This is a genomic window from Paenibacillus sp. LjRoot56 (genome assembly GCF_964253335.1).
GTDB lineage: Bacteria > Bacillota > Bacilli > Paenibacillales > NBRC-103111 > Paenibacillus_E > Paenibacillus_E allorhizoplanae.
The window spans coordinates 2,133,397-2,156,601 of the sequence record NZ_CAXURV020000001.1; the positions used below are offsets into that span (position 1 = coordinate 2,133,397).

Here is a 23,205-nt window from a genome sequence, read left to right on the forward strand (position 1 = left end):
TAATTGGGTATTGATTCTGAGCGATGCTAGGGAGGTCTGGACATGCATGTATTGATCGTAGATGATGAACCTGTCATACGCAGAGGAATCGTGAAGATGGCGGAAATGTACCAACCTGCTTTCTCGCGAATTCAGACAGCTGAGAATGGCGTGGAAGCGTTGGAGCGAATTCGAGCCTGCGAGCCTGATCTTGTGCTAGTAGACGTTCGTATGCCGAAAATGGACGGATTAGAGCTCTGCAGAATCATTCATGAAGATTTCCCGCAAATCAAAACAGTTGTGATATCCGGGTATAGTGATTTTGAATATGCGCAAAAAAGTATGAATTATGGTGTACGTCATTATATGTTGAAACCAGTTACGACAGCGGATGTCCATGACATGTTGAATCAGTTAATTAAAGAGCCTTCACGCGGCTACATGCCGCCTTCCCGTTATATTGAGTGGATTGATCAGATGGAGCAGCAAATATGGGCTTTGCAAATGGAGGAGCTTGGCAGCCTAATCGACCGTTGGCGTGACTATTGTCTCTCTGTGCAACTATCATTGGCTGGACTTAAAGAACTATTGGATGATTGTCATACCTTGTTAGTCAAGCGCTTCCAAGCCCGTAACTACTCACCTTCCATCGCGCAAGCCTATTTGCAGGCAGATAGTGTGAAGGAAGCTGTAGACACATTTAATAAAGGTTTAATTCAAATGGCCAAGGGCTTGCAAGCCGTTCGAAGTGGAAGCTTTAAAGATCCGATGGAAGAGGCCAAAAGCTATATTGACAGCAGGCTATCGGAGGACATCACGTTGGATCAAGTTGCGGCCATGGTCGGATTGACACCGACGTATTTCAGCTCGCTTTTTAAAAAAGTCACACATGAGACCTTTGTTCAGTACCGGATTAATAAAAGAATGATGAAAGCGAAGGAAATGTTGGCCATTCCCTATGTCCGAATCGTGGATGTAGCCACAGATGTTGGGTACGACGATTACCCGCATTTTACAAAAACCTTCAAGAAAATTGTCGGTGTATCGCCTTCTGAATATCGTGCAGGATTGGGTATCAAATGAAAATTAGAGGGTTAACGAAGAAAATATTCGTTTATTTCTTGATTGTTATCATTCTTTCGCTTAGCAGTGTCGGCTTCTTCTCCTACATGACTTCTTCCGGCGAATTAGCGGAGATGGTGGAGAACCAAATGAACCAAATCGTCGGAAATGCGGTTCATCACACGGATTTGTATTTGAAGGATTATGAGCGGTCGATTGTCTCCCTTTTGACAAACAGACAGGTTATGGAGTTTGTAGATTTGAAGGCAGATCGGGAGGAATATGACTATTATATTGCTCGGAAAACGATACGTGAACTGAGTGTTGATCCGTTATTCATCCGTAATCCGAAGTTGTCATCCGTATATGTGCTTAGCGATAAACTGAATGCCATCTATTACTATAACGGTGTAGGTGAGCAATCTTTTAATGCCGAGGATAAGCGGAAACAGCGCGAATATTTTCTCGCCAATACAACGGCTGACGGTAAGTTAAGTATTTTGAACCATACCATCATTGAAGGTCAAGAGAATCAAATGCTTACGTTAGTTCGTCGTTTTCGAGGATTTACCTCGCCTGAACTGAGTGGCATACTCGCTATTGAGATGCGATCGGCTGATCTGTCAGCTCTATGGAAAGGGATTGATTTAGGTAAATATGGGTACTTATTTATCATTGATAATAAAGGCCGATATATCTATCATCCAGATGGGGAAAAAGTCGGGTCCGATGTCCCAAAAGCGTTTGTAGAAAAGATGGAAAAGGCAGGCACGTCTTCCTTCATTGACAGCAGTGAGGGGGATGAACGCATGTATGTGAGCCGGAAGTCCGATTATTCGGATTGGCAGCTTGTCGTCTCCATGCCGCTGCGTGAACTGCGTAAGCCATTAACGAACATTCGTTCAACAACTTTGATTGTCGGATTATTTACATTGGTGTTGGCGATTTTACTTGCGTACAGATTCGGTAAATCAATTACGAAGCCGATTCAAGTACTGAAAAGCGGGATGAGAGAGACGGAGAAAGGAAACTGGGCTACGATTCCACTCCCCCCTCACAAGGATGAGATTGTTGAGTTGATGGTGCGCTACAATTTGATGGTTAAGCGGCTATCCGAAGCCGTTGACCGCGTGGTTCAGGTTGAAATCAGCAACTCTGAGATTCGGATGGAACGCCAGAAAGCGGAGTATCAATCTCTGCAGCTGCAGATCAATCCTCATTTTATGTACAACACACTTGAGACCATTGTTTGCTATGCCACGATTCAAGAATCAGAAGAAATATCTGAAATCGTGAAGGCATTGGCGTACATGCTGCGTTACTCGGTTCAAACTAATCTCGAGGAGATTACCGTTGCTAACGAATTGAAGCATGTCTTGTATTATATTGTCGTTCTGAAGCACAGAATCGGCCGCGATTTCGAGATTGATGTTGCCATAAAACCGGAGTATCTGCTTCATGTCATGGTTCGTTTGACCCTCCAGCCTTTAGTCGAAAATGTGTTCCAGCATGCCTTTCCTGACGGGTTGGAAGATTACCACTTCGTTCGCATTGACGGAGGCGTTGTTGACGGGATTTTCTGGATCAGTGTTGAGGATAATGGTTCAGGGATGACGGAGGCCAAATTAACGCAGCTCCAAGCGAAATTGAATGCAAATCGGTTGGCGGATACGGAAACAGATGAAGCAGGCAAAAAGGGTGGCATAGGTGTGCTGAACGTCCATCGCCGTATTCAAATGGTCTATGGGGAGAGCTATGGACTCAGGATTGAAAGCGTGGCAGAGCAGGGGACCAAAATGATCATGGTGATGCCTGCATCGCCTAAACAGAGTGATAAGCCAAATGTTGGATAGGGGGCGTATTCTTGAACAATCGTGAGAAACTGTGGTATTTGCAGCCTGCTAAGTTGTGGGTGGAGGCGCTTCCGATCGGAAACGGTCGGTTAGGCGGGATGATCTTCGGTCACGTACAGGAGGAACGCATTCAGTTAAATGAAGATTCCATCTGGTACGGAGGTCCTAAGGATGGGATTAACCCCGATGGTTCCCGTCACTTGGAGGGAATTCGGGAGATGCTTTTTGAAGGGAAGGTGGAGGAGGCCACGCGATTAACGCGAATGGCTCTTTTCTCCACGCCAAAATATTATAATCCGTATCAACCTTTGGGTGACCTGAGGCTTTATTTTCATGGTCAAAAGGGTGAAGTTGAAGGGTATCGCAGAGAATTGGATATCAAAAATGCCGTTGCTCGTACGAGCTATAAGGTGGGCGGAGTTACCTACCATCGAACGATGTATGCCAGTTATCCCGATCAAGTGATTGTCATCCAACTGGCATGTGATCAACCTGGGCAGCTGAACTTCTCGGCGAATCTGAATCGCAGACCCTACGAGGGAGAATCAGGCAGGATATCAGCTGACAGCATCTGGATGAGCGGCGAATGTGGGAAGCACGGTGTCGAGTATGCCTGTGTACTGAAGGCAAAAGCTGAGGGAGGCTCTGTCTCTGTCATTGGTGATTTCTTGTCTGTGGAAGGGGCTAGTTCCGTGACGTTGCTGCTTGCTGCAGCGAGTACCTTTCGAGAGTCGGATCCATTAGCTGCCTGTCAGCTGCATATCGCGGCTGCAGAGCTGTTTAATACGGAAGAACTAGAGCGCCGGCATATTCAGGATTATCAGACGTTGTTCAATCGGGTGAATCTGCGACTGACGGAGCATGATCCGTTAGATGACTTGGCAACGGATGAGCGATTGAAGCTGCTGCAAGAGTCACATTCGCATACGGACGTTGGATTGATGGAGCTTTACTTTCACTATGGACGGTATTTGCTGATCGCCAGCTCCCGGCCGGGATGCTTACCTGCCAATCTTCAGGGCATATGGAATGACAGCTTCACACCGCCTTGGGAGTCCAAATACACGATTAATATCAATACGCAAATGAACTATTGGCCAGCTGAGGTATGCGGACTATCCGAATGTCATGAGCCTTTGTTTGATCATATTGAACGCATGCAAGTAAGCGGTCGGCAAACCGCTAGGGAGCTGTATGGATGCTCAGGCTTTGTCGCTCACCACAACACGAACCTTTGGGGAGAAACAAGGCCAGAAGGCTTGTTTCCAACTTGTGTGATTTGGCCAATGGGAGCGGCATGGTTGAGCTTGCATCTGTGGGAGCAATTTCTATTTACGGCAGATAAGGATTTTTTACGGGGGAGAGCCTATCCGATCTTGAAGGAAGCCGCGGCTTTCTTCGTAGATTATTTGGTGGAAGCACCGAATGGGCAGCTTGTGACGGGTCCATCTGTCTCACCCGAAAACGTGTACGTATTGGAAGATGGAACCAGAGGGGCATTGACCATGGGACCCGCTATGGATTCGCAGATCATTCATGCGTTGTTCACGGCATGTATTCAGAGCAGTGATCAGCTGCAAGTGGATGGGGAACTGCGGGAACAGCTCACGGAGCTGCTAGCGCGGCTGCCTAAGCCACAGATTGGCAGACACGGTCAAATCATGGAATGGTTGGAGGACTACGCGGAGGAGGATCCTGGTCATCGTCATATTTCACAATTGTTTGCCTTGCATCCTGGAACGCAAATAAGCCCGCACCGAACGCCAGAATTAGCTGAGGCTGCAGCAGCAACCCTTCAGCGCAGATTAGCAAACGGAGGCGGGCATACGGGCTGGAGCAGCGCGTGGATCGTTAATATGTTTGCGAGACTCGAGGATGGCGAACAGTCGCATGCGCATTTGAGCCACATGTTGCGGAAATCAACGTATCCCAACCTGTTTGATGCGCATCCTCCTTTCCAGATTGACGGCAATTTTGGGGCTACTGCTGGTATCGTTGAGATGCTCCTGCAGTCACATGCGGATGAGTTATCCTTGCTGCCGGCTCTGCCTTCTGCGTGGCCTCAGGGGGCTGTGAGCGGCTTGCGAGGGCGCAATGGATATGTGATTGATCTTACATGGTCCGATGGCAAATTATCAGAAGCGGTTATCCATGCAACGGTCTCTGGTCTATGCAGAGTGCGCACAAGTGAAGCTGTTCTGGTGCGTTGTGGAGGAGAAGACATGCAAGTCGACAGGGATCATATGGTTATCGAATTTCGAGTTGACGCGGGTTGTAAGTATGAGATTTTCAGAAAATAGGGAAGATGGTCTTGGATTCCTAGTCATTTCCATTTTCATAAATCGGGAAGAGAGAAATCCGTTACATTTTAAAATTTCGGGCAAGTTATCCTTCTTGGGTGCATAGGATTGTAGTACACAATTCACCATCACGAGCTGACCTATTGCCATTAAAGGCAGCAGTGAAAGGAGGTACCCATGGACATATTCAAAAGAATTTCAGAGCATCGTACGGAGAAGGATTCATTGAGCTGGACCGGTACGTTCGCGGAGTACATAGAATTGCTTCGCAGTAATCCTGGACTCGCGAGAACTGCGCATTCTAGGGTCTATGACATGATTGCTTCGCAAGGTATCAACGATCAAGTTGGCCACAAATCCTACAAATTTTTCAATCAAGAGATTTTCGGTCTGGATCGTGCCGTTGAGAAGCTAGTGGAAGAATATTTCCACTCCGCTGCCCGTCGATTAGATGTTCGCAAACGTATTTTGTTGCTAATGGGTCCTGTAAGCGGTGGGAAATCCACAATTGTGACCATGCTGAAACGCGGATTAGAGCAGTTCGCCAAAACGGATTTAGGGGCAGTCTATGCGATCAAAGGGTGTCCGATGCACGAAGAGCCGCTTCATTTGATTCCGATGGAGCTGCGACCAGAGATTGAGCGCGAGTTGAATGTGAAAATCGAAGGCAGCTTATGCCCATCGTGCCAAATGCGTTTGAAAACGGAATACAACGGTTGTATTGAAGATGTGCATGTGGAGCGGGTTTTTGTCTCCGAAGAAGGCCGGGTAGGGATTGGTACTTTCAGTCCTTCAGATCCCAAATCGCAGGATATCGCCGACTTAACGGGAAGCATTGACTTTTCAACGATTACAGAGTTTGGTTCTGAGTCGGATCCACGGGCGTATCGTTTCGATGGCGAGCTGAATAAGGCAAACAGGGGAATCATGGAGTTCCAGGAAATGCTGAAATGTGATGAGAAATTCCTCTGGAATCTACTCTCACTGACGCAAGAGGGGAATTTCAAAGCAGGTCGCTTTGCCTTGATCAGTGCAGATGAGTTGATCATTGCGCACACGAATGAAACGGAGTATAAGTCTTTTATCGCGAATAAGAAAAATGAGGCCTTGCAGTCTCGTATGATTGTTATGCCGATCCCTTATAATTTGCGTGTATCAGATGAAGAAAAAATCTACTACAAGCTCATCGGACAGAGTGATATGTCACACATCCATATTGCACCGCACGCGCTTCGTGTGGCCGCGATCTTCTCGATTCTTACGCGTTTGAAGGAAACGAAGAAGCAAGGGATGGATTTGATCAAGAAAATGCGTATGTACGACGGTGAAGTTGTCGAGGGTTACAAAGAGGCTGATCTGAAGGAAATGCAAAATGAATATCAAGAAGAAGGCATGAGCGGAATTGATCCACGGTATGTTATTAACCGAATTTCCAGTGCCTTGATCCGCCAGGATCTACAATGTATTAACGCCTTAGATGTGCTGCGAGCTCTGAAAGACGGTCTGGATCAACATCCATCGATTACCAAGGATGAGCGGGAGCGCTTCCTGAATTTCATCTCTGTAGCTCGTAAGGAATACGACGATATTGCCAAGAAAGAAGTGCAGAAAGCGTTCGTGTACTCCTTCGAGGAGTCGGCTAGAACTATTTTCGACAACTACTTGGATAATATTGAGGCCTATTGCAACTGGGGCAAGATTAAGGATCCGTTGACCGGCGAAGAGATGGATCCAGATGAGCGCCTCATGCGTTCCATTGAAGAGCAAATTGGTATTTCGGAAAATGCGAAAAAAGCCTTCCGCGAAGAAATATTAATCCGCATCTCCTCGTACTCACGCAAAGGCAGAAGGTTCGACTATAGCAGTCACGAGCGACTGCGTGAGGCGATTGAGAAGAAGCTATTCGCAGATCTGAAGGACATCGTGAAGATTACGACCTCAACGAAAACGCCGGATGAGAAGCAGTTGAAGAAAATTAATGATGTGACGAAGCAGCTCATCGACGAGCATGGATATTGCCCGGTATGTGCCAATGAATTGCTGCGCTATGTAGGAAGCTTATTGAATAGATAGGCTGACGTGCTTGAAGCGAAAGACCTGAGCGGGTGACGACCCCTTAGGTCTTTTTCACTGTGCAGAGGATGCCGATTGTTGCCTAACACGAAATCTATTAATCTCTCATATACTACTTTAGCTTCATATAAGGGAGGTGTAAAAGATTATGGCAGGGAACTCAATGAAAATAACAGGCGCTTATATTTTAATCGCAGTATGCTTTCTAGCTATCATCTTGACCTGGGAGCCATCGCTATTGTCACCGTTGGGGGGGATTTTCATTGCAGGTGTAAGCTTCATAGGGGCCATTCTAATGTGGCAGGATGCCGTCGAGTCATTGCAGGGAGTTGGCAAGGAGAATGTCAACCGAGCCAAAACCGATCGCTGATAAACAAGAGGATAAAGACAATACCCCCCAGAAGTCGAAGTCTGAATCCGGGAAGTGGAACGATTTATTTGGATTCGGCAAAATGATGGACAAACTCCCACTTCATAAACTCTCAGCAAGGATGGCTTATTGCATGTTTTTCGATTTGCTTTTATTGTTTTTTGTTCTTATTCTCCGTGCGACAGATACCAAAATGAATGAGTTTCCGAATGCTTGGGATTTCAGACTAATCGTATTCACAACCATCGTTGTATTCTTCGTAGGGCTGTGTGATTTGATGAAATTTAAGAAATAATCAGGATGAAATCCATGTTAAACGCCTCTTTTGTAAAAAAAATGGGAAGAGGCTTATTTTTTATCAGGATCATCTCGCGAAAATGTAAACTATAGTTTACAGAAAATTCAACCTTTTAATCTATGAAGAATAATGTCGAATAATAAAGGTAGTTTGTAGAACTTTGTCGAATCAAATGGGAAAATAGGATATTTTAGTCTTTTCTAGCAGTTCGTAAGAGAATCCGCATAAATTGCACATAAAATTCGGAACTATTACAAAGGTGAAAATTTGATTAATATTCCATAAAATTCACGAGTTTGCTACTTGTTTCCTAGTCCTTAAGGTAGGCAACACATCGTATATATGTTACACTTTCAGTAAGAGATTTAGGAGAAAAATGGTTTAAATCCTGATTTTTTGTCGAAATTATATCGTTTGTTTACGTGATTGGGGTCTCCTATGATTGATATACATAGTCATATACTACCAGGTTTAGATGACGGGGCATCTGATCTGGAGCAAGCTGTTCACATGGCAAGGGCAGCCGTGGAACAAGGAATACATACAGTAATTGCAACCCCCCATCATGAAAATGGTAGATTCACGAACGATACAACTTTAGTTGTAGAGCAAGTGAAATTGTTTCAAGAGGAGCTTAATAACAGGAATATTCCTCTTCATATCCATACGGGTCAAGAGATTCGCGTATATCGGGGATTAATTGACGATCTTGAAGCTGGGCGAACTGCTACGTTAGATGGCTCACGCTACTTGCTTATGGAATTCCCATCAGATCGAATACCTGCGGGAATAGATGAAGTCATGCACGAGCTTGCGCTACTGGATATCGTGCCAATTATCGCACATCCAGAGCGTAATCGTGAGATTGCCCAGGATCCTACGAAGCTTCTTGAATTAGTGCAGCTAGGTGCTTTGAGTCAAGTAACGGCTCATTCCCTGCTCGGTCACTTCGGTAAGTCCATTGAATCACTGTCATTTGATTTATGCAGGAATCACTTAGCACATTTTATTTCGTCAGACGCACACAACACGGCACATCGTGGGTTTGCACTGGCCGAAGGCTATGAAGCTTTGCGTTCAGAACTAGGGCAAGGAATTGTGAGTTCTTTTCAAAACAATGCCAACAGGATCATACATAACCTTTCTATTGAGACACAATCGCCTGTTTGGTCGAAGCCGAAATGGTTTCAGTTTTGGAAATCCAAATAAATGCAAGACAACTAATTTAAAGAGGTGAATTTTAGCATGACGATGAAAAAGAAATTAACGGTTACAACTTTGGCAGCAAGCATCATGTTTGCATCCATTGCTGGACTTCCACTAAGTGAGCAAGGTCTGGCTAATAAACTGGGTATTACGGCGGGGGTTGCTTCTGCTGATACGCTTTCCTTACAAGATAAACTGGAAGGTTTGCGTCTTGAGCTAGCTAAAGATGATGATGGACTTACAGCAGTAAAGGCGACGAGAGTTCTTGTTGCTGGTGCAGTTGCTAATAATGAAATAACAACGGATGATATGAAAGTTTTACTTGGAAATGTCTGGTCAAAATTTAGCGATGTAGATGTAGATGTAGATGTTAAAGCAATATTTGCGCTTATTAATGGCTTGGATTTATTCTACGATGAGTCTGGCGAAGCAATCAATACATTGCTGAACGATTCGCATGTTAAACCAGCAATTGACGCTATTTTTACGAAGGTACCTGGTGGGAAGACTTTAACTAAAGCTGATGTGATAGCTTTCCAAGATGCTGCACTTCAAGCGATGGCTTCGGAAGAAAACCAAAACGAGCTACTTGAAAGTGTAGGGAAAGTTTTCTTGCTAGGTGGTTCCTCACAAGATATCAAAGACACGTTGAGTACAATTGTTGACAACGACATTTTGACACAAGATTTACTAATTAGTAACTTTCTGAAATATTACGAAATTTCACTTGGCGATCTTAATGCAGTTCAGAACCGAGTTGCGAATAAGTTTGGCCCAACAGCCATTGCAGCAAGAACAGCAATCGAATCTGCTGGTATCCGATACCTATTGGCACCGGATTTCAAACTTACTGATTTGGATTCGAGTTCTGAAGTATACGAACCAAATCTTACAGTATTTGACTTGGTATCATTAAATCCTTATTTAAATTGGGAATTGGTAAGCGGGAGTGGCGTGAAATTTGAAGGTGGCAAACTTCTACTTGACGGTGCTGAAACAGGAAAAGGTGTTTTCCAAGCACATGATAAAAAATTTGGTCTTCTGCTGTATATTTCACCTGAGAAAACATTAAATAAAACTGACGACGGAGATGGCGATGGTGGAAACACCGGAGGTAATACTGGTGGTAACACTGGAGGTGTTCTTCCAGTTAATCCTGATCCATCAGTAGAATTGGGCAATCTTTCCAAAGAACTTGTAGGTGCATCTGAAGAAAAGAAACAAGAAATTTTCCAAAAAGCACAAGAAGCAGTCGCTAATGCCATTCGTGAACTAGCGACATTAGATCTTAGTGCACTGATTAAAGTTGAAGGCGACACAGCTAAACCGACTCTTAATGTAACTGAGCTTGCAGGCAAGATGAAAGAAATTGCTGCGAAAGCGAAAACACTTAACGATCAATTGAAACAATTGAATCCAAATGCAATTGCAGAGAAGATTCAACTTAAGCTTGATTTCGGTTCCATCACTGCCAAAACAACAGAAATTCCTTTAGATAAATCTTTGCTGGATGCAGCAATTGCGAATGGTGTAGATACAGTAGCCATTTCCATGAATGGCCTTACATTAGGCGTGAGTCCAACTGAATTTAGAGCAGATACGACGCTTAAAGTGACGAATCAAGATACCAAAGTAGCAACAAGTGCAACACAATTGCCTGTAGCAGCTGGGGTATACGAATTTGAATTTACATCTGGTGGAACGAATATCAGTAACTTCAATACACCAGTTGAGGTGACGATTCCAGTTCCAAACGGCAGCAAGTTCGATACAGAGTTATTATCCCTAGCCAAAATCGTAGATGGCAAATTAGAATTCTACGGCGGTAGCTATGAGAATGGCGTTCTGAATGCACTGCGTACTGGATTCTCTACGTATACAGTTGTTGAGAATAAAGTTGAATTCGGCGACACAGCTTCAGTTAAAGCGTGGGCTGGCAGACAAATTCAAGTTGCTGCTTCCAAAGGCATCCTAGAAGGTCGCGCTGATCAATCTTTCGTACCGAACGGTCTAGTAACACGTGCAGAATTTGCGAAAATGATCGTAAAAACATTCTCCTTGGAAAGTGCAACAGCAACGGAAAACTTTACCGATGTGAATGATTCGGACTGGTTCAAAGTCTACGTGGCTTCCGCTGTTAAGAATGGCATTGTCAACGGTAAAGAAGCAGGGAAGTTTGATCCGAATGGTAATATTACACGCGCTGAAATGGCAGTCATGTCATCCAGAGCGCTCGCACTTAAAGGGATTTCTTTGAGCCCAGCTAAGGTAGACGATGCACTCAAAGGATTCACAGATGTGACTGCGATTAACACATCTCTGAAATCGGGTGTTGCACTTGCAGCAAGTGAAGGTATTGTTATTGGCGAGGAAGGCAATGTGTTTAATCCCAATGCTAACTCTACTCGTGCTCAAGCCGCGGTTGTAATCTATCGTTTGTTGAATAAATAGAAACCGTATATTTTAGGAGGAATCCTCAACTCTACCAGATAGAGGGGGATTCCTTATCTTTTCTAATAAAAATAAGATGAGACCAACGACCAAGGCGAGACATGACATCATGTAGACGGAGGGAATGGCATGGAACTGGATTTAAAAGATTACTTGAAGATTATTAAGAAAAGGGTGTGGATGATACTTTCAATTGTTGTGCTGGCCACAGTAGCAACGGGGATTATCAGCTATTTCTTTATGCAACCCATTTATCAGGCTTCAACTAAATTAATTGTAAATAAATCAAGCGATCAAGTAGGTTTATCTCAAGTTGACATCAATACAGTTAATTTAAATATCAGACTCATTGACACGTATAAAGAAATTATTCGTACACCAAGAATCATGGATAAAGTCGTTGCCGAATACCCACATTTGAAAATGACTGCTGAGCAGCTCGTAAATACGGTCAAAGTGAGCTCAGTTAACAATACACAAGTTATGACGCTAATTGTACAAGATCCTTCGTACGCTCGTGCAGCAAGCATTGCCAATGCCGTATCGATCGTATTCCAAGATGAAATTCCTAAGATTATGAAAGTCGATAATATTTCGTTACTGAATGAAGCCAAAGATATTGAGAATCCGGTGCCAGTGAAGCCAAATAAGAAGTTAAACGTAGCTATCGCTTTCGTAGTGTCATTAATGATTGCGCTAGGAGTTGCCTTCCTATTGGAATACTTGAACGATCAACTAACGACTGAAGAAGAAGTTGAACAATATTTAGGGCTGCCAACCCTAGCCATGATAACCAAGATGAGACCAGAAGATTTACAGAACAATCATAGCAAACAGTCGAGTGAACAAAGAGTGGGAGGACGTTCGGATGTCAAACTCAACCAATAAAAGACCGATTATCACACATCAGAATCCCAAATCTCCCATTTCGGAAGCGTACAGAGCCCTTCGTACTAACATCCAATTCTCATCTATCGATGAGGAGTTAAGGGTTATTATGGTAACTTCTGCTGGTCCCGGTGAAGGGAAATCAACAACTTTAATCAATCTAGCTGTAGCCTACGCACAAACAGATAAGAAAGTATTAATCATTGATGGTGATCTCAGAAAACCAACCATGCACCATACCTTGCGTGTATCGAATCGTTGGGGACTCACGAACCTGTTAACAAATCAACTAACCATCCGGGAAGTACTTCAAGATACATTTATACCTAACTTGCAGATTATTACTTCGGGACCTATCCCGCCTAACCCATCTGAGATCCTCGCTTCTAAGAAGATGATAAGCACGATTGATGAGTTGAAACAGTCTTTTGATGTTATTCTGATTGATGCTCCACCTGCGATCGCAGTAACCGATTCACAGATCATTGCTTCTCGTACGGATGGTGTAATCTTGGTAGTTAATTCGGATCGAACGAAGAGAGAAGCTGTACTCAAAGCAAAGCAAAACTTAGATAATGTGCGAGCAAGAATTCTTGGCGTTGTGCTGAACAATGTGGATCGCAAAAATAAAGATGCTTACTATTACTATTACTATGGTGAAAGTCAATAAGATCATTTACGAGTGAGGGATTTCCGTGAAGTTTGGCAGCAAAAAGACAATACTCGTTTTGCTCGATATGGTTCTGATTTGGATAAGCGTTTTGATTGCCTATTTGTTAAGGTTTGAATTGCATATTCCTGAAGCCTATATGAGACAGTGGATTGAATATTCAGCGATATCCATGATTGTTGGATCTGCTTGTTTAATCTACTTCAAGATGTATAGACGCGTATGGGAGTATGCGAGTATAGGCGAAGTCATATCGATCTTCAAAGCAGTCGTAGCTACCTGTACACTGTCTTATTTCATTATGATTTTGTTACATGAGCCCAGGGTTCCCTTCGCTGTCTACGTTAGAGTTATGGAGAATATGATCCTCATTATTGGGGCAAGTCGATTTATTTGGAGAGTAGTTAGAGATAAGTATAATAAGAAGCAATCTAACCAACGAAAAGCGTTGATCATTGGGGCTGGAGACTGTGGGATCTTAATTGCGAAAGAATTGAAATATAATTCGAATTCTCCTGTATACCCTGTTGCCTTTGTTGATGATGATCCTTCTAAGTATAAGCACTTCATTATGGGAGTCCCTGTTCTAGGCGACCGCAATGAGATTATTCGAATCGTGGAAACCAATGATATTGACGAAATTATTATTGCAATGCCATCTGTTTCCAAGCTAGAAGTATCCGAAATTATTACGATCTGTAAACATACCAAAGCCAAAATGAAAATCATTCCTAGAATTAATGATTTGATTGAAGGTAAAGTCACGATAAATGCGATTCGCGATGTGCAAGTAGAAGATCTGCTTGGCCGTGATCCTATTAACATTGATCTAGATGGCATTGCCAATTATGTACAAGGTAAAGTCGTACTAATTACAGGTGCCGGCGGCTCCATTGGTTCCGAATTGTGCAGACAAATTGCACCTTTTCATCCCAAAAAGTTAATTCTGTTGGGCCATGGCGAGAACAGTATTTACATCATTGAGAAAGAAATACATAGACTTTTTCCAACTTTAAACATAGAACCAGTAATCGCAGACGTTCAGGATTTGGAACGGATCAAGGATGTTTTTCAAACTTTTCAGCCAAAGGTTATTTTTCATGCAGCTGCTCATAAACACGTTCCCCTCATGGAACGCAATCCAGCAGAAGCTATTAAGAATAACGTTTTCGGGACTAGAAATGTTGCAGAATGTGCCCATCAATTTAACGCGGAGAGATTTGTTCTTATCTCTACAGATAAAGCCGTTAATCCGACAAGTATCATGGGAGCTACCAAACGAATAGCTGAACAAATTATTCAAAGCATGGACCTTGTAAGTCAAACCAAATTCGTAGCCGTGCGCTTTGGCAATGTACTCGGTAGTCGCGGTAGTGTGATCCCGCATTTCAAAGAACAGATCGCCTTAGGCGGACCTGTGACTGTTACGCATCCTGAGATGGTGCGCTATTTCATGACCATTCCAGAAGCTGTTCAGCTCGTTATCCAAGCAGGTGCTTTCGCGAAAGGCGGCGAGATCTTCGTGTTAGATATGGGAGAACCGGTCAAAATCGTTGATCTAGCCACCGACCTCATTCGTCTCTCCGGTTTCGAACCAGGAGTCGACATGGAGATTCAATTCTCAGGCATTCGTCCAGGGGAGAAGCTATATGAAGAGCTGCTTCTAAGCGAAGAAGGGCTTGGGAATACCACGCATGATCGGATCTTTGTGGGGAGTCCTCTGAAAATTAGCCAGAATGAATTAGCACTGAAGATCTTAAGACTAGAAAAAGTAATTGCTGATAAACATGGAACGGTCTATGAGGCTGTGAAGCATTTGGTGCCGAGTTTTAGTAATGTGGGTTAGAGGATATCGGTAGTAAGTTTGATATTACACACAGTGAATTCAATTTTTATGAATCTCTTCTCACTTCGAATTATTTTAGCAAAATGAAATGGAGCATTAGAAAATGGGAGATAGAATTTACCTATCATCACCCCATATGAGTGATGAAGGCTACGAGATGACATATATAAAGGAAGCATTTGATACAAATTGGATAGCACCCTTAGGTGAAAATGTTAATCAATTTGAACGAGAGCTGGCAGTCAAGGTGGGTTCTAAAGCTGCAGCGGCACTTTCTTCTGGTACAGCAGCTATACATCTAGCACTTAAAGCCGCAGGTGTAACTGAAGGTGATATTGTATTCTGTCAAAGTCTTACCTTCTCTGCTACTGCCAACCCGATTATTTATCAGAATGCTATTCCTGTTTTTATTGATAGTGATTTACTTTCTTGGAATATGTGTCCTAGAGCTCTGGAAGAGGCTTTTGAGAAATATCCAGAAGTAAAGGCAGTTATTGTAGTACATCTATATGGATTATCTGCAGATATGGATAAAATAGTAGAACTTTGTAACGAGCATAATGTTGTACTGATAGAAGACGCGGCTGAGAGTTTAGGGACATTTTATAAAGGAAAGCACACAGGGATATTTGGTGATTTTGGGATTTATTCTTTTAATGGAAATAAAATTATTACTACCTCAGGCGGGGGAATGCTTGTTTCGAATAATGAAGAAAAAATTGAAAAGGCACGCTTCTGGTCAACGCAATCAAGGGATCAGGCAAAGCATTTTGAGCATAGCGAATTAGGATTTAATTATCGAATGAGCAATATTGTTGCTGGTATTGGTAGAGGGCAACTTAAGGTTTTAGATCAGAGAGTCGAGAAGAAGAAGTATATATTTGAGTTTTATATTAAGGAGTTAGGTTCGCTAGAAGGTATTGAATTCATGCCAAGAAATGAATGGAATGAGCCGAATTTTTGGTTGAGCTCTATGATCTTGAATGGTAAAGTGAGGCCATTTGATGTAATGGAAGCTTTAGAAAAAGAAAACATCGAATCTAGGCCGATCTGGAAGCCGATGCATATGCAACCTTTTTTCGAAAAATACGATTTTATTGGAACGGGAGTATCGGGGAAATTGTTTGAGAATGGTGTTTGTTTACCTTCAGATACGAAGATGACAGAAAAGGATTTGGAGAGAGTAGTACAGATAATTAAGAAATTGTGGTGCGAATGAATGAAACATTCTAATGGTGGCATTTATAGTAGATATATAAAAAGACCTATGGATATATTGTTGTCATTGGTAGCAATTATAGTGGTTAGTCCAGTTCTTTTAGTAGTGGCTTTATTAGTAAGAGTTAAGTTAGGGAGTCCAGTGCTCTTTAAGCAGAAAAGACCAGGACTGAATGAGAAAACTTTTATGATGTATAAGTATAGAACGATGACAGATAGTAGAAATGAGAATGGGGAATTACTTCCTGATAATGTTAGGTTGACAAAGTTTGGAAGGTTCTTACGTTCTACGTCTCTTGATGAGCTTCCAGAGCTTATTAATATCTTAAAGGGGGATATGTCCATTATAGGTCCCAGACCATTATTGGTACAATATCTGCCTCTTTATAATGATCATCAAAAAAGAAGGCATGAAATAAGACCGGGTTTGTCAGGTTTGGCACAGGTTAGCGGTAGGAATGTTATTAGCTGGGAAGATAAGTTTGATCTTGATGTTGAGTATATAGACACTGTAAGCTTCATTAATGATTGGAAGATTATTTTTCTAACTATTAAAAAGGTTTTTATCAGAGAAGGAATAAATTCAGAAACTGCTGCAACAATGGAGTTTTTTAATGGAACCCAAAAGGAAAGAATGGATTTATGAGAAACAAACTTCTTATTATAGGTGCCAGTGGCCAAGGGAAAGTTGTTGCTGATGTTGCATTAAAAATGAATAAATGGAAGAGCATTGGTTTTTTAGATGATGATGAAAATGTTGAATCGTCTATGGGAATAGAAGTAGTCGGTAAATCATGTGATACATTTAAATATTTTCAGGATTGCGATATATTTGTCGGTATTGGTAACAATGCAGTAAGAAAATTGATTCAGGAGAAACTTGAAGCTGAAGGTGCAAATATACCTATATTAATACATCCTTCTGCTGTTATAGGTGAAAAGGTTGAGCTGTCACCAGGAACAGTCCTCATGGCTGGGGTAGTTATTAACTGCTGCACAACTATAGGAAGAGGTTGCATTATTAATACAGGTGCTACGATAGATCATGACAATATAATCGAAGATTATGTTCACATATCTCCAGGGGTTAATTTAGCAGGTACTGTGAGAATCGGTCAAGGCACATGGTTAGGAATTGGTAGTACAGTAAGTAATAACTTGAATATTACTTGTGAATGCAAAATTGGCGCAGGTGCTGTTGTAGTTAGGGATATTACTGAACCTGGAACGTATGTTGGAGTTCCGGCTAGGAGAGTTTAGAGAATGAAGGTTCTTGTGTTAGCTAATTTCGGTATGGGGTTGTATAAATTTAGAAAAGAATTGTTGCAAGAACTACTTCGTCGAAATAATGAAGTGTATATTTCACTGCCTAATGATGAATATGTATCGAAGTTAGAAAATTTGGGATGTAAATTTGTTGAGGCTCGTCTTGATAGACGTGGAACAAATCCAGTTACGGATTTGAAGCTATTATTTCATTATCTAAACATAATTAAAAGGATTAAGCCTGATGTGATTTTAACCTATACTATTAAACCAAACGTTTATGGTGGTATCGCCTGTAGAATTACTAAAACGCCTTTCTTAGCAAATATTACAGGACTCGGAACATCACTAGAGAATGAAGGGTTAATTCAGAAAATCACACGTTTACTCTATAACACAGGATTAAAAAGTGCATCGTGTGTGTTTTTTCAAAACAGAACTAATAGAGAGTTTTTTATTAATAAAAATATTGTAAGTTCAGGTATTACCAGATTAATTCCTGGATCAGGTGTTAACCTTGAAATGTATAATTTTGAAGAATACCCCGAGGATGACGAGACTATTAGGTTCCTATTTATCGGGCGTATAATGAAAGCAAAAGGAATAGAGGAATTGCTTCAAGCGGCTAAAATGGTGAAAAAGCAATATCCAAACGTACAATTTGATGTAATTGGCGTTGATGAAGAAGAAAAATATTATCAACAAATAGATGAATTAAATGAATCAGGGATTATAAAATATCATGGGCAACAGGAAGATGTACATTCGTTTATTAAAAAATCTCATGCAACAATACTTCCATCCTATCATGAAGGAACAGCTAATGTTTTGCTTGAATCTGCATCAACGGGGCGACCTGTATTGGCATCAAGAGTCTCTGGTTGCATAGAAACATTTACTGATAACGTGAGCGGTATTGGTTTTGATGTTCGAAGTGTAGAGAGTTTAATAAAAGGAATCATTAAATTTATAGAATTGCCCTATGAACAAAAAAAAGAAATGGGAATAGCTGCGCGGAAGAAGATGGAAGATGAGTTTGATCGTAAAATTGTGATAAACGCTTATATGAATGAGATAAAATTGTTACAAAATAAAGGGGAAGCGTTATGAACCTATATGATAAGATCGTGTGTAATGAAGAGAAGATATCTTTAGTTGGTTTAGGTTATGTCGGTATGCCAATTGCTGTAGCTTTTGCTAAAAAAGTTAGTGTGATTGGCTTTGATGTTAATAAAGAAAAGATTAAGCAGTATCAGAATGGTATTGATCCTACAAAAGAAGTAGGAAATGAAGTCATAAAGAACACAACGGTTGATTTTACTTCAGATGAAGCAAGACTCAGAGAGGCTAAATTTCATATTGTAGCCGTTCCTACACCTGTAAAAGATGATAGAACACCAGATCTAACTCCAGTTGAATCAGCTAGTAAAACGCTTGGTAGAAACTTAACTAAAGGATCAATAGTTGTCTTTGAATCCACAGTTTATCCAGGTGTAACAGAAGATATCTGCGTTCCGATCTTGGAACAAGAATCGGGATTAAAGTGTGGAGTAGATTTTAAAGTTGGATACTCTCCCGAAAGAATTAATCCAGGTGATCATGAACATAGATTAGAAACTATCATTAAAGTTGTCTCGGGTATGGATAAAGAAACACTTGATATTGTTGCGAAAGTATATGAGCTAGTTGTGAATGTGGGAATCTATAAAGCAGAAAGTATAAAGGTTGCTGAGGCTGCAAAGGTTATTGAGAATTCTCAGCGTGATATAAATATTGCATTTATGAATGAGCTATCCATTATTTTCAATAAGATGGGTATAGATACAAAAGCAGTCCTAGATGCGGCAGGAACGAAATGGAACTTCTTGAAATTCTCTCCTGGGCTTGTAGGTGGACATTGTATAGGAGTCGATCCATATTATTTGACTTACAAAGCAGAGCAAATGGGGTATTATTCTCAGATTATTCTCTCAGGAAGAAAAATAAATGATGATATGGGTAAGTATGTGGCAGAAAGCACGGTTAAGAAAATGATTAAGGCAAATAAACAAATAAATGGGGCCAAAGTAGCTATTTTTGGAGTTACTTTTAAAGAAAACTGTCCAGATGTTAGAAATACAAAAGTTGTAGACGTAATTAAAGAGCTAGAAGAGTACGGGATTGAAGTTAAGATTGTTGATCCAGTGGCAGATAAAGAAGATCTATGGCATGAATATAAGATAATCCCTTGTGATTTTGATCAAATAAAAGAAATGGATGCAGTTGTATTTGCAGTTCCTCATAAAGAGTTCAGTACTATAAATTTGAAAGATGTTAAGAGTATGTACAGGGAAGTAGGATTCGATCAATTAAGTGTTATGAATGAAGTTGCGGTAGGGTCTGAGTTCGAAGTTGCCATTGAAAATAATGATTGTGTATTAATAGACATAAAGGGAATGTTTAATCGAAAAGAAGCAGAAAAAATGGGATTTTCATATTGGAGGCTTTAATATGGGTTATGAGAATATAAGATTTCCGCAAGGAGCAACATTTTTAGTTACGGGGTCAGCTGGTTTTATTGGATCCAATTTAGTAGAAGCAATAATTAAATTAGGTTATCAAGTTAGAGGGCTTGATAACTTTTCAAACGGAAAAAAGAGAAATGTTGAAGAGTTTACTAATAATCCCAATTATGAATTTATTGAAGGAGACATCTGCGATCTAAATACTTGTTTAAAAGCTTGCGAAGGCATTGATTTTGTTTTGCATCAAGCTGCTTGGGGGAGTGTTCCAAGAAGTATTGAAATGCCTTTGATATATGAAGAAATCAACATTAAAGGTACTTTAAATATGATGGAGGCAGCTAAACAAAACGGAGTGAAGAAATTTGTTTATGCTTCAAGTTCATCTGTTTACGGAGATGAGCCTAATCTTCCAAAAAAGGAAGGAAGAGAAGGAAACGTATTATCACCCTATTCTCTTACCAAAAAAGTCAATGAGGAATACGGAAGACTTTACACCAAACTATATGGTTTAGATACATATGGGTTAAGATATTTTAATGTATTTGGTAGAAGACAAAATCCAGATGGTGCTTATGCAGCTGTAATTCCTAAATTTATTAAGCAACTTCTAAATGAAGAGAGTCCTACTATTAATGGAGATGGAAAACAGAGTCGGGACTTTACGTATATCGAGAATGTTATTGAGGCAAATCTAAAGGCATGTAATGCTACTCATGAGGCAGCAGGACAAGCATATAATATTGCATTTGGTGGTAGAGAGTTTTTAATCGACATTTATTTTGGACTATTGAAAGCATTGGAGAAAGATATTAGCCCTACTTTTGGACCAGATCGCAAAGGTGATATTAAGCATAGTAATGCTGATATAAGTAGGGCAAAGGAGTTATTAGGTTATGAACCTGATTGGAGCTTTGAAAGAGGTATAATGGAAGCTATTGAATGGTATAAGGAGAATTTATAGAACAGTAGAGGGTTTCAGGATGAAAAGAGTTATTCATATTATTACTGGTTTGGGTAGTGGAGGAGCAGAAAATATGCTCTATAAGCTACTGAAGTATTCAGATAAACAAAGATACTATCACGAAGTGATATCATTAATGGATGAAGGGGTGATGGGAGAAAAAATAGAGAAATTGGGAATTAAAATTCATACTTTAAATTTAAGTCGAAAAAATATCTTTAAATCAATATTAAAAGCTAAAAGTATATGTAAAGATTTTGATTATGTTAACTCATGGTTATATCATGCTGATTTATTTGGATTCATTACAGCCAAATTATTTTCTAATAAAAAACTCATTTGGAATATTAGACATAGTAATTTAGATAAAGAAGTAAATAAAGCACGAACACTAAAAATTGTAAAACTGAACTCATTGTTATCTAATTTTGTAGATCGCATAACTTATAATTCAAATAAAGCTTTTGAAAATCATAGAGAATTTGGCTACACAGATAAAGGGTCAATTACCATCCCAAATGGTTTTGAGTTGGATACGTTTAAGTTTAATCCAATAGACAGGATAAATATTCGTAATGGTTTATCTTTGAAGGAACACGAGAAAGTTATTATTACTGTAGGTAGATGGAACATACAAAAAGATTATTATACCTTGCTCTTGGCGTTAAATGAACTAAGGATGAAAAATGTTCAATTCAAAATGGTAATGGTTGGAACCAATCTAGACTATTCAAATAAAGAATTAGTAGATCTAGTAAATCGATATGACTTAAAGGGAAATTTAATTCTGTTAGGAAGAAGAGCTGATATCCCAGCAATCTTGTCCGCAGCAGACATTTATGTTTCGTCATCGCTAGGAGAGAGTTTTTCAAATGCAATAGGTGAGGCAATGGCTTGTGAATTACCATGTGTTGTTACGGATGTAGGCGACTCTAAATTAATAGTTGGCGATACTGGATTAGTGGTAAATGCTAAAGATCATTTGGACTTAGCAAAAAAACTGCTGACAATGATAATGAATGTGAATAATAGAGAGAGTGGGAAAAAGGCGCGTTTACGTGTGGTTCAATATTATGATATTAGGAAGATTGTTGAATCATACGAAAAAACTTTATTTGGTAGTTAAGTTGTTGAGGTGATTATATAATTGAGCTTGTTAATCTATAGTTTACTTGTAATTGTTGTTGTATTATTTGCATATATAAAAGAAAATTTACCTAGGACAAGAAGAGCCTATAAAAAATTTTCCACTATTGGGGATCCCATAATCATACAAGAGAGTAGAGCACCTATATTTAATATACTTATATTAACAATTATACTTAGTTTATACTCTGCATACCTAGCAACTTCTGGAAAATTAGTGGATACTTTACGATATGCATGGAGTTTTTTATATAGGTATCCGGCATATTATGGTTCATTTGAAAGCCTTCTTAGTGCAAAAACTGAAGTTGGTTATCTACTAATAAATATGTTGATAGGAAAGATCACTGATGAACCATTTTGGCTTTTTTTGTTTGTTTCTTTTATTACTACATTCGTCAATTTATTTGTTGCATCAAAAATAAGTAAGAAGTATACTGTCATAATTTTTTTATATCTAATTAGTTTATATTTCTTTCAGACTACTTATACTTTACGTCAAGCTTTAGCTGTTTCATTTGCAAATTTTGCGTTTTTATCATATTTAAAAGATTTTAAATTAAGATATTTTCTTTTTACTATACTCGCAATATTATTTCATAATACTGCATTTATATTATTTTTTGCTTTTTTTATTTTTAAGATTAAAAATTCCAAAAAAACATACTTTTATATTGCAATAATGTTTTTTATTGGATTCTTTCTTTTTGATACATTACTTCCTAAAATTCCTTTTATTGAAAAAATTATTAATACTGATGAAGAGGGGCTGTCGATTGCAAGGGGATCCTTTAATGCAATTTTCAAAGGAATACCTTTTTATTTCATTTCAGTATTAGCATTAGTAAAGAGAAATAGTTTAAAACAAATAATATATAAGGCAGATTTTTTTATAATATGTTCTGTATTTTATTCAACTAGTTGGCTGCTAACATATCAAACATATTGGTTTTTTAGGATGGGTTGGTATTTTCTCTTGCCTACATTGGCTTTGGTTCCTAGTTTATTTGGTACGATTAAGAATCCTAAGGAAAGGGTCCTTTTTTATTTAATCTTTATTTTTGCTTTGATTTTCATCACTTATAGACAGATATTTATTACATTTAGATAAAAA

The 23,205-nt window shown here is 40.0% G+C and carries 19 protein-coding genes; all 19 read left to right on the top strand.

From position 1 onward, the window contains the following. Positions 1–42 precede the first annotated feature (42 nt). Positions 43–1,062: a response regulator transcription factor gene (locus ACSQ8O_RS09520; protein ID WP_436241357.1), complete on the top strand. Its 1,020-nt coding sequence runs from the start codon at positions 43–45 to the stop codon at positions 1,060–1,062. Continuing rightward, positions 1,059–2,894, top strand: a complete 1,836-nt coding sequence (locus ACSQ8O_RS09525; RefSeq protein WP_436241358.1) for a cache domain-containing sensor histidine kinase — start codon at positions 1,059–1,061, stop codon at positions 2,892–2,894. Before ACSQ8O_RS09520 ends, ACSQ8O_RS09525 begins: the two co-directional genes overlap by 4 nt. 11 nt (positions 2,895–2,905) lie before the next feature. Continuing rightward, complete coding sequence (locus tag ACSQ8O_RS09530; RefSeq protein ID WP_436241359.1) at positions 2,906–5,194, top strand: glycoside hydrolase family 95 protein; 2,289 nt, start codon at positions 2,906–2,908, stop codon at positions 5,192–5,194. A 177-nt stretch (positions 5,195–5,371) separates the two neighbouring features. After that, positions 5,372–7,267 carry a PrkA family serine protein kinase gene (locus tag ACSQ8O_RS09535; RefSeq protein ID WP_056624593.1) on the top strand — a complete coding sequence of 632 codons (1,896 nt, stop codon included), beginning with the start codon at positions 5,372–5,374 and terminating at the stop codon, positions 7,265–7,267. A gap of 148 nt (positions 7,268–7,415) precedes the next feature. Then, entirely contained in the window at positions 7,416–7,637 is a 222-nt protein-coding gene (locus ACSQ8O_RS09540; RefSeq protein WP_436241360.1) for a hypothetical protein, read from the top strand. Next, complete coding sequence (locus ACSQ8O_RS09545; protein WP_236289440.1) at positions 7,609–7,932, top strand: hypothetical protein; 324 nt, start codon at positions 7,609–7,611, stop codon at positions 7,930–7,932. The genes ACSQ8O_RS09540 and ACSQ8O_RS09545 overlap by 29 nt, the downstream gene beginning before the upstream one ends. A gap of 441 nt (positions 7,933–8,373) precedes the next feature. Continuing rightward, positions 8,374–9,144, top strand: coding sequence for a tyrosine-protein phosphatase (locus ACSQ8O_RS09550; RefSeq protein WP_436241361.1), 771 nt, complete (start codon positions 8,374–8,376; stop codon positions 9,142–9,144). A 36-nt stretch (positions 9,145–9,180) separates the two neighbouring features. Further along, the gene (locus ACSQ8O_RS09555; protein ID WP_436241362.1) at positions 9,181–11,592 is read left to right on the top strand and encodes an S-layer homology domain-containing protein; all 2,412 of its coding nucleotides are present in this window, start codon (positions 9,181–9,183) and stop codon (positions 11,590–11,592) included. A 129-nt stretch (positions 11,593–11,721) separates the two neighbouring features. Beyond that, a complete protein-coding gene (locus ACSQ8O_RS09560) occupies positions 11,722–12,480 on the top strand; it encodes a YveK family protein (RefSeq protein WP_436241363.1) in 759 nt (252 codons plus the stop codon). Beyond that, positions 12,461–13,150, top strand: coding sequence for a CpsD/CapB family tyrosine-protein kinase (locus ACSQ8O_RS09565; protein ID WP_056624574.1), 690 nt, complete (start codon positions 12,461–12,463; stop codon positions 13,148–13,150). The genes ACSQ8O_RS09560 and ACSQ8O_RS09565 overlap by 20 nt, the downstream gene beginning before the upstream one ends. A 25-nt stretch (positions 13,151–13,175) precedes the next feature. After that, on the top strand, positions 13,176–14,996 hold the full coding sequence (locus tag ACSQ8O_RS09570; RefSeq protein WP_436241364.1) for a polysaccharide biosynthesis protein: 1,821 nt from the start codon (positions 13,176–13,178) through the stop codon (positions 14,994–14,996). A 103-nt stretch (positions 14,997–15,099) separates the two neighbouring features. Further along, positions 15,100–16,215, top strand: coding sequence for a DegT/DnrJ/EryC1/StrS family aminotransferase (locus ACSQ8O_RS09575; protein ID WP_436241365.1), 1,116 nt, complete (start codon positions 15,100–15,102; stop codon positions 16,213–16,215). Continuing rightward, positions 16,216–16,860 carry a sugar transferase gene (locus ACSQ8O_RS09580; RefSeq protein ID WP_436241366.1) on the top strand — a complete coding sequence of 215 codons (645 nt, stop codon included), beginning with the start codon at positions 16,216–16,218 and terminating at the stop codon, positions 16,858–16,860. Further along, on the top strand, positions 16,857–17,474 hold the full coding sequence (locus ACSQ8O_RS09585) for an acetyltransferase (RefSeq protein ID WP_436241367.1): 618 nt from the start codon (positions 16,857–16,859) through the stop codon (positions 17,472–17,474). Before ACSQ8O_RS09580 ends, ACSQ8O_RS09585 begins: the two co-directional genes overlap by 4 nt. A gap of 3 nt (positions 17,475–17,477) precedes the next feature. After that, positions 17,478–18,590: a glycosyltransferase family 4 protein gene (locus tag ACSQ8O_RS09590; RefSeq protein WP_436241368.1), complete on the top strand. Its 1,113-nt coding sequence runs from the start codon at positions 17,478–17,480 to the stop codon at positions 18,588–18,590. Then, positions 18,587–19,969: a nucleotide sugar dehydrogenase gene (locus tag ACSQ8O_RS09595; RefSeq protein WP_436241369.1), complete on the top strand. Its 1,383-nt coding sequence runs from the start codon at positions 18,587–18,589 to the stop codon at positions 19,967–19,969. The genes ACSQ8O_RS09590 and ACSQ8O_RS09595 overlap by 4 nt, the downstream gene beginning before the upstream one ends. A 1-nt stretch (position 19,970) precedes the next feature. Further along, positions 19,971–20,945, top strand: a complete 975-nt coding sequence (locus ACSQ8O_RS09600; protein WP_436241370.1) for an SDR family oxidoreductase — start codon at positions 19,971–19,973, stop codon at positions 20,943–20,945. A 19-nt stretch (positions 20,946–20,964) separates the two neighbouring features. Then, a complete protein-coding gene (locus tag ACSQ8O_RS09605) occupies positions 20,965–22,071 on the top strand; it encodes a glycosyltransferase (protein ID WP_436241371.1) in 1,107 nt (368 codons plus the stop codon). Positions 22,072–22,092: 21 nt separating this feature from the next. Next, positions 22,093–23,202: an EpsG family protein gene (locus ACSQ8O_RS09610; RefSeq protein WP_436241372.1), complete on the top strand. Its 1,110-nt coding sequence runs from the start codon at positions 22,093–22,095 to the stop codon at positions 23,200–23,202. The last annotated feature ends 3 nt before the right edge of the window (positions 23,203–23,205 follow it).